The 12,127-nt window shown below is 59.1% G+C and carries 18 protein-coding genes; 5 read left to right on the top strand and 13 right to left on the bottom strand.

What is annotated here, in order from left to right; all coding sequences use genetic code 11:
* Positions 1-75 precede the first annotated feature (75 nt).
* From Ga0074115_RS16415 to Ga0074115_RS00060, 7 genes are all read right to left on the bottom strand, one after another.
* Positions 76-249 carry a hypothetical protein gene (locus tag Ga0074115_RS16415; RefSeq protein WP_198295019.1) on the bottom strand — a complete coding sequence of 58 codons (174 nt, stop codon included), beginning with the start codon at positions 247-249 and terminating at the stop codon, positions 76-78.
* Positions 250-364: 115 nt separating this feature from the next.
* Positions 365-871 carry a DsrE family protein gene (locus Ga0074115_RS00085; RefSeq protein ID WP_232432822.1) on the bottom strand — a complete coding sequence of 169 codons (507 nt, stop codon included), beginning with the start codon at positions 869-871 and terminating at the stop codon, positions 365-367.
* A 121-nt stretch (positions 872-992) separates the two neighbouring features.
* Positions 993-1,499, bottom strand: coding sequence for a hypothetical protein (locus Ga0074115_RS00080; RefSeq protein ID WP_057955516.1), 507 nt, complete (start codon positions 1,497-1,499; stop codon positions 993-995).
* Positions 1,500-1,515: 16 nt separating this feature from the next.
* Positions 1,516-1,725, bottom strand: coding sequence for a hypothetical protein (locus Ga0074115_RS00075; RefSeq protein WP_006474625.1), 210 nt, complete (start codon positions 1,723-1,725; stop codon positions 1,516-1,518).
* 125 nt (positions 1,726-1,850) lie between these two features.
* Positions 1,851-3,170 (bottom strand): ArsB/NhaD family transporter, encoded by a 1,320-nt coding sequence (locus Ga0074115_RS00070; RefSeq protein ID WP_060528086.1) that lies wholly within the window; start codon positions 3,168-3,170, stop codon positions 1,851-1,853.
* On the bottom strand, positions 3,167-3,628 hold the full coding sequence (locus tag Ga0074115_RS00065) for a CBS domain-containing protein (RefSeq protein ID WP_057955519.1): 462 nt from the start codon (positions 3,626-3,628) through the stop codon (positions 3,167-3,169). The genes Ga0074115_RS00070 and Ga0074115_RS00065 overlap by 4 nt, the downstream gene beginning before the upstream one ends.
* On the bottom strand, positions 3,625-4,356 hold the full coding sequence (locus Ga0074115_RS00060) for a PP-loop family protein (RefSeq protein ID WP_057955530.1): 732 nt from the start codon (positions 4,354-4,356) through the stop codon (positions 3,625-3,627). Before Ga0074115_RS00060 ends, Ga0074115_RS00065 begins: the two co-directional genes overlap by 4 nt.
* A gap of 114 nt (positions 4,357-4,470) precedes the next feature.
* On the opposite strand from Ga0074115_RS00060, the gene Ga0074115_RS00055 reads away from it, so the two are divergent.
* On the top strand, positions 4,471-5,388 hold the full coding sequence (locus Ga0074115_RS00055; RefSeq protein ID WP_006474622.1) for an SPFH domain-containing protein: 918 nt from the start codon (positions 4,471-4,473) through the stop codon (positions 5,386-5,388).
* Complete coding sequence (locus tag Ga0074115_RS00050; RefSeq protein WP_057955521.1) at positions 5,388-5,834, top strand: NfeD family protein; 447 nt, start codon at positions 5,388-5,390, stop codon at positions 5,832-5,834. Before Ga0074115_RS00055 ends, Ga0074115_RS00050 begins: the two co-directional genes overlap by 1 nt.
* A 35-nt stretch (positions 5,835-5,869) precedes the next feature.
* Here the strand turns inward: Ga0074115_RS00050 and Ga0074115_RS00045 are convergent, their stop codons facing one another.
* Together Ga0074115_RS00045 and Ga0074115_RS00040 are read right to left on the bottom strand one after the other, a co-directional pair.
* Positions 5,870-6,136, bottom strand: coding sequence for a YjfB family protein (locus Ga0074115_RS00045; protein WP_005965759.1), 267 nt, complete (start codon positions 6,134-6,136; stop codon positions 5,870-5,872).
* A 27-nt stretch (positions 6,137-6,163) separates the two neighbouring features.
* Positions 6,164-6,550, bottom strand: coding sequence for a hypothetical protein (locus Ga0074115_RS00040; RefSeq protein ID WP_057955522.1), 387 nt, complete (start codon positions 6,548-6,550; stop codon positions 6,164-6,166).
* Between the two features lie 119 nt (positions 6,551-6,669).
* On the opposite strand from Ga0074115_RS00040, the gene Ga0074115_RS00035 reads away from it, so the two are divergent.
* Positions 6,670-8,118 (top strand): lipase maturation factor family protein, encoded by a 1,449-nt coding sequence (locus Ga0074115_RS00035; protein ID WP_158294663.1) that lies wholly within the window; start codon positions 6,670-6,672, stop codon positions 8,116-8,118.
* Here Ga0074115_RS00035 and Ga0074115_RS00030 read toward each other — a convergent pair.
* From Ga0074115_RS00030 to Ga0074115_RS00020, 3 genes are all read right to left on the bottom strand, one after another.
* On the bottom strand, positions 8,115-8,978 hold the full coding sequence (locus Ga0074115_RS00030) for a hypothetical protein (RefSeq protein ID WP_232432821.1): 864 nt from the start codon (positions 8,976-8,978) through the stop codon (positions 8,115-8,117). The genes Ga0074115_RS00035 and Ga0074115_RS00030 overlap by 4 nt on opposite strands.
* 385 nt (positions 8,979-9,363) lie before the next feature.
* Entirely contained in the window at positions 9,364-10,359 is a 996-nt protein-coding gene (locus tag Ga0074115_RS00025; RefSeq protein WP_057955524.1) for a zinc-dependent alcohol dehydrogenase family protein, read from the bottom strand.
* On the bottom strand, positions 10,360-10,572 hold the full coding sequence (locus Ga0074115_RS00020) for a PLDc N-terminal domain-containing protein (RefSeq protein ID WP_060528085.1): 213 nt from the start codon (positions 10,570-10,572) through the stop codon (positions 10,360-10,362).
* A 41-nt stretch (positions 10,573-10,613) separates the two neighbouring features.
* On the opposite strand from Ga0074115_RS00020, the gene Ga0074115_RS00015 reads away from it, so the two are divergent.
* Both Ga0074115_RS00015 and Ga0074115_RS00010 read left to right on the top strand, forming a co-directional pair.
* Complete coding sequence (locus tag Ga0074115_RS00015) at positions 10,614-11,249, top strand: uracil-DNA glycosylase family protein (protein WP_198295018.1); 636 nt, start codon at positions 10,614-10,616, stop codon at positions 11,247-11,249.
* Between the two features lie 41 nt (positions 11,250-11,290).
* Entirely contained in the window at positions 11,291-11,755 is a 465-nt protein-coding gene (locus tag Ga0074115_RS00010; protein WP_005958451.1) for an OsmC family protein, read from the top strand.
* Between the two features lie 23 nt (positions 11,756-11,778).
* On the opposite strand, the gene Ga0074115_RS00005 is transcribed toward Ga0074115_RS00010, so the two are convergent.
* On the bottom strand, positions 11,779-12,033 hold the full coding sequence (locus Ga0074115_RS00005; protein WP_269747015.1) for a YqiA/YcfP family alpha/beta fold hydrolase: 255 nt from the start codon (positions 12,031-12,033) through the stop codon (positions 11,779-11,781).
* Positions 12,034-12,127: the final 94 nt, after the last annotated feature.

Raw genomic sequence — 12,127 nt, 5'->3', positions numbered from 1 at the left:
GTTGCCGAGATTTGCAACGAAAAAGCTGAATATTCTGGATGCAAGGTACGAGTTCATGACTTGTTCAGAGGCTCCTTAGTCATCATCGTCATCGTCGGTCGCCATGTCGATCACCGCACCGCCTACCTCGAACGGAATCTCGGCCACCTCAACGGCAGCACCGACCACGACGCCAGTAACCACCACTGCGGCACATCCCTGCATGCCCAGCAATAGCAGCAGCAACGAGACAAGCTTTACTCTCTGCATCCTTTTTCCCTGTCGACTGGAACAAGTGCAGCATAAGGTAACACCCTGCCTGCCAACGCGGCCAGTGTGGCACAGCACGCTGGCCGAGCACCGATGGCAGGCGGGGCGCTGATGATCAACGAATCTCTTCCAGGCTCTGCTGGCGGATATAGACCCGCGGCGTAATCAGCCCATACCCCTGTCGCTGCCAGTGCAGCAGTTCGGCGAAGGCGGAGGGGACCACCTCAACAAAATCGTGGAACTCCTCGACGCTATAGCCATAGTCGCTGGCAGCCATACCACAGACCTTGAACTCAACACCCAGCAAGGCGTAGTAGCGCATCCGCTCTACCTCTGTCCGGTAACGCTCGTAGTTCTTTTTCGCCAGGGTAACGATCTCGGTGCCATGCGCCACCACCTTGATCTCCATGAATTCCGGCGCCATGTCGTAGGGGGAGTCCATCAGCGGGTTGATCAGTGAGCGGACCCAGTAGAGCGCACTGCCCATCTTTGCCGGATCGTCCAGATAGAAGTCGTAGACCGCCTTGGGCGGTTCGTAGGCTGGCTCTACCTCTTGCCCCGCCTCAGCCGTCAGGCTTATCGCCAGAACCCCATAACACAGCAGCAGCTTTTTGATTGCCATAGCGCTCTCCCCAGGAAGGTTCCGTAGCAGAACCGTCCCCATGCGTGATTCCCACTACTTACCTCCTGGAGGAGAGCGACGTCATCAACAACCAAATACCCGCCAACCATCTCCTGCTTGCTCAGATCTGCAGCGCATCCAGGGTCCAACCGACGCCGCCGACCTCCACCTCAGGATGGCGCTTGCGCATGCTGCATTCAACCTCAGCAACCCGTTCGCGGGGCAGATCCACCAGCAGCAGGATCTCGCCATGGCGGATTGCCGTACGGCACTCATCGAGATGGGCGTGGGGCAGATGGCGCACAAAGTGGCGGCCCGCCAGATAGGTCAACCCCATCACCAGTAGCGCCGCCAGGGTCACGCCAACACTGCCGCTAAAGGCTGCGACAATAAGCACCAGCAACGCGGCAAAGAAGAGCAGCAGATTAAGATCCCAAAACCACTGCTCCAGCGTGGCCGCAAAGTCACTGCGCTGGCGCACGCTCGCCTCGGGCAGCCCTTCGATATCCACATCCTGACGGGCGATGGTGTGGATATGACGCCTCGCCACTCCCATCCCGGTCAGATCGACCACCGCCCGTTCAGCAAACTTACGCCCCGGAAACAACAGATAGACTCGTCTTAACATCACTGCCTCCCCAGGCCTAACCTTCAGCTACATAGTCATCGCTGTCATTGCCCTGCACTACCTTGCGATCCTCCAGCTCCATTGCCAGATAGGTACGCTTGTTGGCCTCTGTCTCGAAATAGATCTCTAGGCCATTGTCGCCATCCCCCTCATAGACACAGGGGTGCATCTCAGGGTTGCGCACCTCATGCAGAGTAATTGGATCTGTGGTGGTTCGAATATGCATAATTATCATCCTCGTATCGTTACTACTTAGGTATAGATAACCAAGCAATTTAATCAAGAATAATGGCGACATAATTGTTCCGGAGAAAGTGTGGGTTGGATCTACCCGGCTGGAGAAACGCGCGATTAACCCTCAAAAAGCTCGAAAAAGAGCGTGTAGAAGACGCTTGCCAGCAGCAGGCTAAAGAGGGTGATAGGGATGCCGATGCGCATCCACTGGACGGGGGAGATACGGGCGCTGTCGATGCCGCACTTCTCCGATTCGCTGACCGCAATCAGGTTGGCAGTGGCGCCGATGTGGGTGCCGTTGCCGCCCAGACCGACGCCGATCGCCAACGCCCACCAAAGCGGGGTGATGTTGACACCGTGGCTCTCCAAACCAAGGATGATCGGGATCATGGTGACGGTGAAGGGGATGTTGTCCACCACCGCGCTCAGCGCTGCCGCTGCCCACATCAGTAGCAACCCGGCCAGCAGCAGCCTGCCCGGCTGGCTGGCGAGGCCGGCCAGCCGGCTACCCAGCAGGTCGAGCAGGCCGGAGGCCTCAACCCCGCCAACGATGATGAAGAGCCCGCAGAAGAAGATCAGCACCGACCAGTTGACCTCACCGAACAGCGCCTCTGGCTCCGGGGCCAACAGCAGCAGCGCCAGCGCCAGGCCGATGAAGGCAACATAGGCGGGGTAGAAGTGGAAGTGATGGTGGACGAAGAAGAGCAGGATCACCAGCGCCAACACCGATAGGATCTTCTTCAGCGCCAGGGGGTCTTTGATCGCGTGGGTCTCTACCAGCTCACGCGCCTGGATCCCGCCGGGACGCAGCTGTTCGCGGAACAGAAACAGCAGCAGCCCCACCGTGCCGAGCCAAACAAACAGAATCGGCGGCCCCATGTGCAGCAGAAACTGGCTGAAGTTGAGCCCACCGGCACTGCCGATCATGATGTTGGGCGGATCACCCACCAGGGTCGAGGCGCCACCAATATTGGAGAGCATCGCCTCGGCCATCAGGTAGGGCATCGGGTTGAGCTTCAGCAGGCGGCAGATCAGCACCGTCAGCGGGGCGAACACAATCACCGTGGTAACGTTGTCGAGGATCATGCTGATCAGGCTCACCGACAGCGAGAGGTAGATCAGTAACAGCCGGGGATCACCTTGGGCGAGGCGGGTGATACGCACCGCAGCATAGTCGAAGGCGCCGGTGGGGCGCAGCATCGAAACCAGCATCATCATCCCCGCCAGCAGGAAGATGGTATTGGCATCGATTGCCTGTAGCGCTGCCTCCTGGGAGTAGAAGCCGAGCCCCATGCCAACGCCGATCATCACCACCGCGCCGAGGATCGCCGCGTGGGTGCGGTGCATCCATTCGGAGAAGATCAGCACATAGGCCAACAGCAGGATCGCAGCGGAGAACTGCATCTCTCCGGTAAACAGTGTCGCCGACTCGTTCATATGTCGCTGCACTCGCGGCTAGTGAGGAGTTTGGCTATGCCCATGCGGGTGATCACGCCCCGGTAGTTATCATCCGCATCGGTGACAAATAGATAGCCGGTGTTGAACTGCTCCATCAACGCCAGTGCCCGCACCGCATGGGAGTCGCAGTGCAGGCGGATCGCATCCTCCAGCAGGTAGTTCTCAACCGGCGCGGAGAGTACCTCCTCGGCGTGCACCTCGGGCAGATTCATGTGGTCAATGTCATCCCCCAGCAGATGACCACCGAGGATCAGATCACGCGGCACGCAGCATTCGCGAAATGCGTGGCGCACCGAGAAACGACCGGCGATGCGGCCCTCCGCATCCACATAGGGGATGCCCGGCACATCCTTGTCCACACACTCCTGCAGCGCATCACCAAAGCTCATGCCGGAACGCACCACGCCGGTCTTGATAAGGATCTTGGCAAGGTTCATGGCGTCTCATCCATCAGTGGCCGCATCGCGTGCAGAATGTTGGGAAAGAGATGCTTGTTCTGCCGCTCCTGCATCGCCAGCAGCTGTTTCATCTGGGCACGCTGGGAGGGGGCGGTAAAACAGGCGGGACAGCTGTCGGGGATGATCGGCAGCCCCGCATCCCGGGCGAACGCGCCGGTCATACTCTCACGACAGTACACCAGCGGACGGATGATGCGGATATCGCCTGCGTCATTCCGATAGTGCGCCTTCATGGTGCGCAGCTGGCCGCCGTGGAAGATCGACATCAGCAGGCTCTCCGCCAGGTCGTCGAGATGCTGCGCCAGTGCCAACACATTGTAGCCCTGCTGGCGGCAGGTGGAGTACATGATGCCGCGCTTCATGCGCGCGCAGTAGGAGCAGAAAGAGTCACCGTCCATGCTCTTCTTGGCGTCCTCCATGATCGGTTGTTCACGGTAGAACCAGGGCACACCCAGCCGATCGTAGTAGGCTTTGAGCGGCGCGGGATCGAACCCCTCAACCTCCGGGTCGACGGTGATCACCCCCAACTCGAACTTCACCGGCGCGTAGGTTTGCAGATGACTGAGGATCTGCAGCAGCGACAGCGAGTCTTTGCCGCCGGAAACCCCGAGCAGGATGCGGTCACCCTCACGGATCATCTCGTAGTCAGCAATCGCCCGGCCGACCTTGCGCAGCAGGGACTTGGGTGGTTTGGCATAGTCACTCATAGCTGGCAATTCTACACCCGCAGGACGGTCGTCGCCGAAACCAATTCGACCATTGTATTTCACCGCAAAATCCCCCATCTTGATGACTCGGCTTCAACCAACGGAGAGAACAGCATGGATGTATTTGTATTGGCAGTACTCGCATTGGCCATCGCTCTGCTGGTGCTTGGCGCCAAACGGGTGCCCCAGGGGATGGAGTACACGGTGGAGCGGTTTGGCCGCTATACAAAGACCCTGCGCCCAGGCCTCAACCTGATCGTGCCGGTGATCGACCAGGTCGGTAACAAGCAGAACATGATGGAGCAGGTGCTCGACGTGGCCTCCCAAGAGGTGATCACCAAGGACAACGCGATGGTCAGGGTGGACGGCGTGGTCTTCTTCCAGGTGCTCGACGCCGCGAAGGCCTCCTACGAGGTGAACGACCTCTTACGCGCGATCCTCAACCTGACCATGACCAATATCCGTACCGTGATGGGCTCGATGGATCTGGATGAACTGCTCTCCCAGCGCGACACGATCAACGCTCAGCTGCTCACCGTGGTGGACGATGCCACCACCCCCTGGGGCATCAAGGTGACGCGCATCGAGATCAAGGACATCGCCCCGCCGCAGGATCTGGTGGAGTCGATGGGGCGACAGATGAAGGCGGAACGCGATAAGCGCGCCCAGATTCTCGAGGCGGAGGGCACCCGCCAGGCGGAGATCCTGCGTGCCGAGGGCGAAAAACGGGCAGCGATCCTCAAGGCCGAAGGCGAAAAGGAGGCGGCCTTCCGCGAGGCGGAGGCCCGCGAGCGACTCGCCGAGGCGGAGGCTCGCGCCACCGCGATGGTCTCCCAGGCGATCGCCAAGGGTGACATCAACGCGATCAACTACTTTGTCGCACAGAAGTACACCGAGGCGCTGCAGAGTATCGCCTCGGCAGAAAACCAGAAGGTGATCATGATGCCACTGGAGGCCTCCAGCCTGATCGGCTCAATCGGCGGCATCAGCGAACTGGTGAAGCAGGCGCTGGGCAAGCGGGGAGATGCCTGATGGCGTTGCTACAGCAACTCGACTACTGGCACTGGCTGATCCTCGGCGTGCTGCTGGTAATCCTGGAGATCTTCTCGCCTGGAGTGTTTCTGATCTGGATGGGGCTCGCCGCCGGTCTGGTCGGGCTGCTGCTGCTCGCCTTCCCCGAACTCGGCTGGCACTACCAGCTGCTGGGGTTCGCCCTGTTCAGCGTCGCCAGCATCCTCGCCGCCCGCAGCTTTCTGCTACGCCATCCGATCCAGACTGATCAGCCGACCCTTAACCGGCGTGGCGAGCAATATCTGGGGAGGAGTTTTACCCTGGAAGATCCGATCATCAACGGGGAAGGCAAGATCCGCGTCGACGACACCACCTGGAAGATCCGCGGCAACGACTGCCCGGGCGGCAGCCAGATCAAGGTCATCGGCGTGGATGGCGTGGTGCTGTTAGTGGAGCAGACCCGCTGAGCGGCCAGCTGAAACCGAATTTTATCGGCAGCGGTTCAGACCTTGACGTCCACATTCTGCCCAAGGGCACCGTGCGGTTTAGGGACCGAGTTAAGCAGTTCTATCGCCATCTGACCCTGCTCCTCAGTCACCTGTTTCTGCTTTTTCAGCATCGCCGTCACCAGCTGGGAGTTTGTGTCACCCTGCTGCGGCCGAGCCGCCTGCTGGGCGGCGCCAATGGAGTCGATCATGCCTACACCTCTGTCGATGGATGGGACAATCAGGCTATCGGCAGCCAGCAGAATTGTTGAATAATCTGCCACAGGTCGCGACTCTGCTTCCCCTGCCGATCAAATAAGCGACCGCACCAGCGCCTCCATCCGCGGCTTGTCAACCGGGTGCTTCAGCACCTCATGCAGCGGTAAGATCTCATTGAGTTTATCCACATAGTGCCGCTCGGCCGGCTCAACCATCACGATCACCTGAGCCTGCGGGGCATACTTCTGCAGGCTGAAGAGAAACACGTCGAGATTGCTGATATTCACCCCGGCGTAGTTGTTGCCATAACCATAGAAGAACTCACAGACAACAATATCTGGCGCTCGCCCCTTCAACTGGCTGATCGCCTTGCGCATGGATTTGAAGCTGAGCACTTCCAGCCCCAAACGCTGGTAAAGGGGAGCGAAATCCGGGTGTGTGGGAGATTCAATGATCGAGTAGAGCAGCGGCTGAGACACTCTTTATCACCTTGCCGCCTGCACGGCGATCTAAACTGGAGAGGGGGCGATTGTAACGATTAGACCACGACAACCAAAACTCAGAGTAAGACAAGGCCGAGTCAGCAATGAACGCGCCCATGCAACGCATCTTTCAGGTAGACGATGACTATCGGCTGATTTCGCGCCTCTTCATCAAGCTGCTGGCGCTGATCTATCTCGCTGCCTTCTACTCATTGTCGGGCCAGATCGTCGGCCTGGTGGGAAGCAACGGTATCCTGCCATTCCAGGAACTGCTGCGGAACAGCTTCGCCGCACAAGGCTATGCCGCTTGGTGGCAGATCCCCAATATTTTCTGGCTCTCCAGCCACGACGGGGCGCTGCAGGCTGCCAGCTGGGCCGGTTCACTCTGTGCTCTGCTGCTGCTTGCCGGCATCCGGCCACGCGCCATGCTGGTTTTGCTGTTCGTTATCTATCTCTCCCTGACCCAAGCAGGGCAGTTTTTCCTCAACTTCCAGTGGGACTATTTACTGCTGGAGGTGGGCTTCCTGTCAATCTTCCTGGTCGATCGGCCAACCCGGCTGGTAATCTTTCTGTTCCACTGGCTGCTGTTCCGCCTGCGCCTGCTCTCCGGCCTCTCCAAAATCCTCAGCGGCGATCCCAGCTGGGGTAGCCTGACCACCCTGGAATACTATTTCGAGACCCAGCCGCTTCCCCATATCGGTGCCTGGTACGCCCACCAGCTACCGGAGGGGTTGCTGATGACGGCCACTGCGCTGGTGCTCTTCTCGGAGCTGTTGCTGCCGTTCTTCATCTTCCTGCCACGACCTTTTCGCATCTTTGCCGCGCTGTCTACCATCCTGGTGCAGATCGGCATCATCGCCACCAGCAACCATAATTTCATCAACCTGCTGACGATCCTGCTCTGCCTGTTCCTGCTAGATGACCATTTTGTCCGGCGCCTGTTACCGGCGAAGTGGCGCACGGCTTCACCCCCTCTGCCTCAGCATTCAGGTCACAGTCGCTTCGTGCCGTTGATAAGCGGCCTGACCGCCGGCTTCATCCTACTGGTCAGCCTGAGTCTCGGATACCAGATGATCTCAGGCCGGAGTCTGCCGGAACCACTCGCCAGTATCGCGCTTACCGGCCATCAGTTTGGTCTGGGCAACGTCTACCACGTCTTTCCAACCATGCAGCGGGAACGCCATGAACTGCGGATCGAAGGAAGTCAGGATGGAATCGAGTGGCACGCCTATCGCTTTCGCTACAAGCCGGGGCCTCTCGATCGGCAGCCGGCCTTCATCATTCCGCATCAACCACGGCTCGACTGGATGGTCTGGTTTGTACCGACCCAGGCACCGGAGATGCTCTATTGGTTTGACAGGCTGATGTTGCGGCTGTGGAAGAACACACCGGAAGTGACTGGGTTGCTGGCGCATAATCCCTTTTCCGATAGGCCTCCGCGCTATTTGCGGGTATTGGTCTATCGGTACCGCTTCACCAGCGGTCAGGAGCGGCTGGAGAGCGGCAACTGGTGGCGGGCCGACTATCTGGGGCAGTTTCCAAACACCCCACCCAGACGCCCCTAAACGATGTGAAAAAAGAACGCCCGGCGGGCACCCCGAAGCAGCATCTCGAACTCCTCGATATTCGACTCGATCAGCTCAACCAGGTTCTGTTTATCCATTCGCTGATGAATCACACGCTCCCTCGCCTCGATCAGGGCCGGCACTTTATTCGCCTTGCGCCGGGCCGCCAGACTTACCACCCGGCCGGTTCGCCAAGCCCGCCCGAGGTGCTCGATATCGGCGTTCAACTGATCGATCTCTGCGCTCAGCTGCCCGATCACCTCCAGCAGATCCGCACGGATACCAAACAGGTTTCCCGCCCCCTCCTCCGCCCACTGCCGGATCTCCTCAAAGCGCGCAGCCTTGATCAGGCGCTTGGCTTCAACCGATTCGGGCATGGAAATGATGTGCTCGTAGATGGTCTTCCAGTCTGACTTGCGGTTGGCGAAAAGCTGCTCCATATAGGCAAGCAACTGTCCCATCGCCTCGGTGTAGTCGTAACCGGGAAAGCGGTTACTGATCGCCTCCACCACATCGGCATAGTTTGCCGAGGTCAGCGTGAAGGCGCTGCTGCTACTGGAGCTGAAGCCACCGGCATAGATACTGACTAGTCGCTTGAGAATCCGACCGTATTCGTCAGAGTAGTAGCCCGTCTTCCCGGAACGAATAAACTCCGAGACCTCCAGCAGCATCTCCTGGATCTGGCTTACATCAGGAATCGCTCCGGCATCTGACAACTGCTGTTCGAGGAAGTCGAAGTAGTTACGCAGAAGCGCGCAGGATGAATCAGACGTCATCTCCATCGTCCCGCCAGCTGCCATCTTGGTCAGCTCCTGTCGAATTATGCGTACCCGATCTATCGGGTCGAGATTGCCTGCCATGATCATCGTCTCCGTTCGGGTTCGGGTTCGGGTTCGGTCACAATTAACTGTTCGGCAACTAAACTAAATTACGACTTTGATGCTTCCCTGTTGCTGTATCGTCAAACTGCGATGCGCCACACACGACGGCCCGACCCGATGGCCTGCCTCCCAGCCCCACAGGAGACAAGCCAAAACCAAGAACCAGTGTAAGAGTATTAGCTTTTATTTATATACAATTCTACCCGGATTCTCAGCGAAATCTATAAGAATTTCGTTCCTGGCACTCAAACTGTGCGCTCAAGCCTGGCAATTATCGCGAAAAAACGCCTCTCCTCAGCTCACTTTCTCAGCGACACAGGAGACGCGAAGAGAGAAAAACAGCGACTTTTTAGCGTCGAAACACTCAAGGAATCAATACAATTTTGCCCCGGGTATGCCCCGCCTCGACCAGGCGATGAGCTTCAGCCGCCTCCCCCAACGGCATCACCCGGTTAACCCGCAGATCCAGCTTGCCGCTATCCGCAAGCTCGGCGCATTGCTCCAATATCTCGCCGTGATGGTCTCGTGCCTCAGGCAGATCACGCAGCATCGGCGTCAGCATCAGGGTAAATCCGACGCGGATGTTGCGGTTGCGCGCCTCTTTCCAGACCTGCTCACCACCCGGATCGAGCAGGGTCACCAGATCTCCGTAGTGGGCCACCGTCGGAATCGACTTGGCGAACACATCTGGCCCCACCGTATCGAGCACCAGATCGGCGCCCCGCCCTTTGGTGAGACGGTCCACTGCCTCGACAAAATCCTCTTGCGTGTAGAGGATTGCCTCATCCACCCCCAGAGACTTCACAAAGTCAGCCTTCTCCACCGAACTGACCGTGGTCAGCACACGCGCCCCAACCGACTTGGCCAGTTGGATCGCCACATGGCCCACCCCACCAGCTCCGGCATGGATCAGCACTGTCTGCCCCTCAGCCAGACGCCCCCGATCAAACAGGGCCTCCCAGGCGGTGATCAACACCAGCGGCGCCGCACCGGCTTGCTCGAAGTTGAAGGTAGTTGGCTTCTTGCGCACCAGACAGGCATCGAGCACCGCAAACTCCGCGTAGTTGCCGTGGCTGCCCCCCAGACCACCGTTGCAGAACCAGACCTCATCGCCAACCTCAAGGTGCTGCACAGCCTCGCCCGCCTCGACCACCACCCCAGCCGCATCGCAGCCCAGCACTGCTTGCAGGCCGTCGGCCATAAATACCCCGCGGCTGCGTATCTTAGTGTCCACCGGATTGACCCCGGCCGCCCGGATCTGCACCTTGACCTGGCTCGGTGACTCCAGCTCCGGCTCTTGGATATCCTCATACAACAGCACCTCAGGACCACCAGGTGCAGGCATCACTACCGCTTTCATTCACACTCTCCTTTTGTCGATCGGCCCAAGCGGGGCAAACAGCGCATACAGAATCCAGGCAAACCAGGAGACAAACAGCACAACCAGCAGCCACAGCAGCTTCTCTACACCAGCCGTTTTGTCTGAGCGCAGGATCAGTACAATGGGCAATAGCCAGATAAACAGCGCCCCGAACAGAGCAGCAAGCCCGAAACCAAGCAAGGTCTGTATCACTCTCGATTCACCAGAACCAAAAAGCGAAAACTACTCTCCGTATGAGCACGCTTCAAGCCCTGCAACACCATCAACAGCAGCTTCGCGCCTGCCAGCGCTGTCCGCAGATGATCGGCCCGGTGGTCACAGGCCAGCCGGCACTCTCAGCGGTGATGCTGATCGGCCAGGCCCCCGGCGACCGGGAGGGCCCGGCCGGTCACCCCTTCGCCTGGACCGCAGGCAAGACCCTGTTCAAATGGTTTCAGCAGATCGGCATGGGTGAGGCGCAGTTTCGCAGCCAGGTCTACATGGCGGCGGTCTGCCGCTGTTTTCCAGGCAAAAAGCCAAAGGGAGGCGACCGAGTGCCAAACAAGCAGGAAATCGCCCACTGCGCCGACTGGATGCGGAGCGAGTTCGAACTGCTGCAGCCACGCCTGCTAATCCCGGTCGGCAAGCTGGCGATCGAGCAATTTTGCCACTTCAATAGACTCACCGAGGTGATCGGCCAGTGCCACTCGATCGATCTCAATGACAGCCCGGCTGATCTGATCCCCCTGCCGCACCCCTCCGGTGCCTCCACCTGGCACCGCACCGAGCCTGGCAAACAGCTGCTCAACGATGCACTGGAACTGATCCACCGCCACCCAGCCTGGCAACAGCTCATCGATAATCACTCAATCCCGACGCGCCCCCGCTGAAGGGCCACTCGGCAACCAAATAACCAAACGAGGATAGAACCATGTCGGAAGTTGGCAAATTTACCATCCACCTGGAGCAGGAAGAGGACTACGCTTTCCGCGTCAAGTTCGACATTAAAAAGGCCGAGGATGTGCTGATGGACGAGCCTCCGCCACTCGGCGAACGCAACGGCCCCAACGCCTCGCGCATGCTGGCGGCAGCTGCCGCCAACTGCCTCAGCGCCAGCCTGATGTTCTGCCTGGCGAAGGAGGAGGTACCCGACCGCAACGTGCAGACCGAGGTCACCTGCACCATGGTGCGCAACGAGAAGCGACGCCTGCGGGTCGGTCGCATGGATGTGCGCATCACCGCCGGTGACGAACTGCTGCAAACAAAGAAACTCGAGCGCTGCATGGACCTGTTCGAGGACTTCTGCGTGGTCACTGCCAGCATCCGCGAAGGCATCCCGGTAGGGGTGGAGGTAGTCAATCAGGCAGGCGAAGTGCTGCACAAGAGCGACGACTGAACAGCCGCCAGGCCGCGACGCTGCTATCCGGCAACACGCTTGCGCTCAGCAATCCCGGCGTGCAGCCTGGCGATGATCGCCACCGCCTCATCCATGTGTTGGAAGGCGTGATCGCCGCCCGGGTAGATATGCAGATCGGCACTGCCACGAAAGATCCGCTCGGCGATGCGGTAGTCGATCACCTCGTCCGCCTCATCCAGCAGCAGGGTCACTGGTACTGGGCCGTCGCCAGCCTCAACGGCGTAATCACGGGTCTCAGCGAAGGTCTGCGCCGACAGATATTAATCGTTCCGAAAGTATTGGCAGTGTATACTGCTTTCCATGGCTACGATAAAAGAACAGCGTGATCAGAAAAGGAAAGATGTAGTGGAG

It is taken from the genome of endosymbiont of Ridgeia piscesae (genome assembly GCF_001443665.1).
Lineage (GTDB): Bacteria > Pseudomonadota > Gammaproteobacteria > Chromatiales > Chromatiaceae > Endoriftia > Endoriftia persephonae.
The sequence above is the reverse complement of the archived record's forward strand: the minus strand, read 5'-3'. Positions and strand labels throughout refer to the sequence as shown.

Coding starts and splice junctions, on each gene's coding strand:
- Ga0074115_RS16415 (WP_198295019.1), bottom strand. CDS start 249: ATGCAGAGAGTAAAGCTTGTCTCGTTGCTGCTGCTATTGCTGGGCATG.
- Ga0074115_RS00085 (WP_232432822.1), bottom strand. CDS start 871: ATGGCAATCAAAAAGCTGCTGCTGTGTTATGGGGTTCTGGCGATAAGC.
- Ga0074115_RS00080 (WP_057955516.1), bottom strand. CDS start 1,499: ATGTTAAGACGAGTCTATCTGTTGTTTCCGGGGCGTAAGTTTGCTGAA.
- Ga0074115_RS00075 (WP_006474625.1), bottom strand. CDS start 1,725: ATGCATATTCGAACCACCACAGATCCAATTACTCTGCATGAGGTGCGC.
- Ga0074115_RS00070 (WP_060528086.1), bottom strand. CDS start 3,170: ATGAACGAGTCGGCGACACTGTTTACCGGAGAGATGCAGTTCTCCGCT.
- Ga0074115_RS00065 (WP_057955519.1), bottom strand. CDS start 3,628: ATGAACCTTGCCAAGATCCTTATCAAGACCGGCGTGGTGCGTTCCGGC.
- Ga0074115_RS00060 (WP_057955530.1), bottom strand. CDS start 4,356: ATGAGTGACTATGCCAAACCACCCAAGTCCCTGCTGCGCAAGGTCGGC.
- Ga0074115_RS00055 (WP_006474622.1), top strand. CDS start 4,471: ATGGATGTATTTGTATTGGCAGTACTCGCATTGGCCATCGCTCTGCTG.
- Ga0074115_RS00050 (WP_057955521.1), top strand. CDS start 5,388: ATGGCGTTGCTACAGCAACTCGACTACTGGCACTGGCTGATCCTCGGC.
- Ga0074115_RS00035 (WP_158294663.1), top strand. CDS start 6,670: ATGCAACGCATCTTTCAGGTAGACGATGACTATCGGCTGATTTCGCGC.
- Ga0074115_RS00030 (WP_232432821.1), bottom strand. CDS start 8,978: ATGGCAGGCAATCTCGACCCGATAGATCGGGTACGCATAATTCGACAG.
- Ga0074115_RS00025 (WP_057955524.1), bottom strand. CDS start 10,359: ATGAAAGCGGTAGTGATGCCTGCACCTGGTGGTCCTGAGGTGCTGTTG.
- Ga0074115_RS00015 (WP_198295018.1), top strand. CDS start 10,614: ATGAGCACGCTTCAAGCCCTGCAACACCATCAACAGCAGCTTCGCGCC.
- Ga0074115_RS00010 (WP_005958451.1), top strand. CDS start 11,291: ATGTCGGAAGTTGGCAAATTTACCATCCACCTGGAGCAGGAAGAGGAC.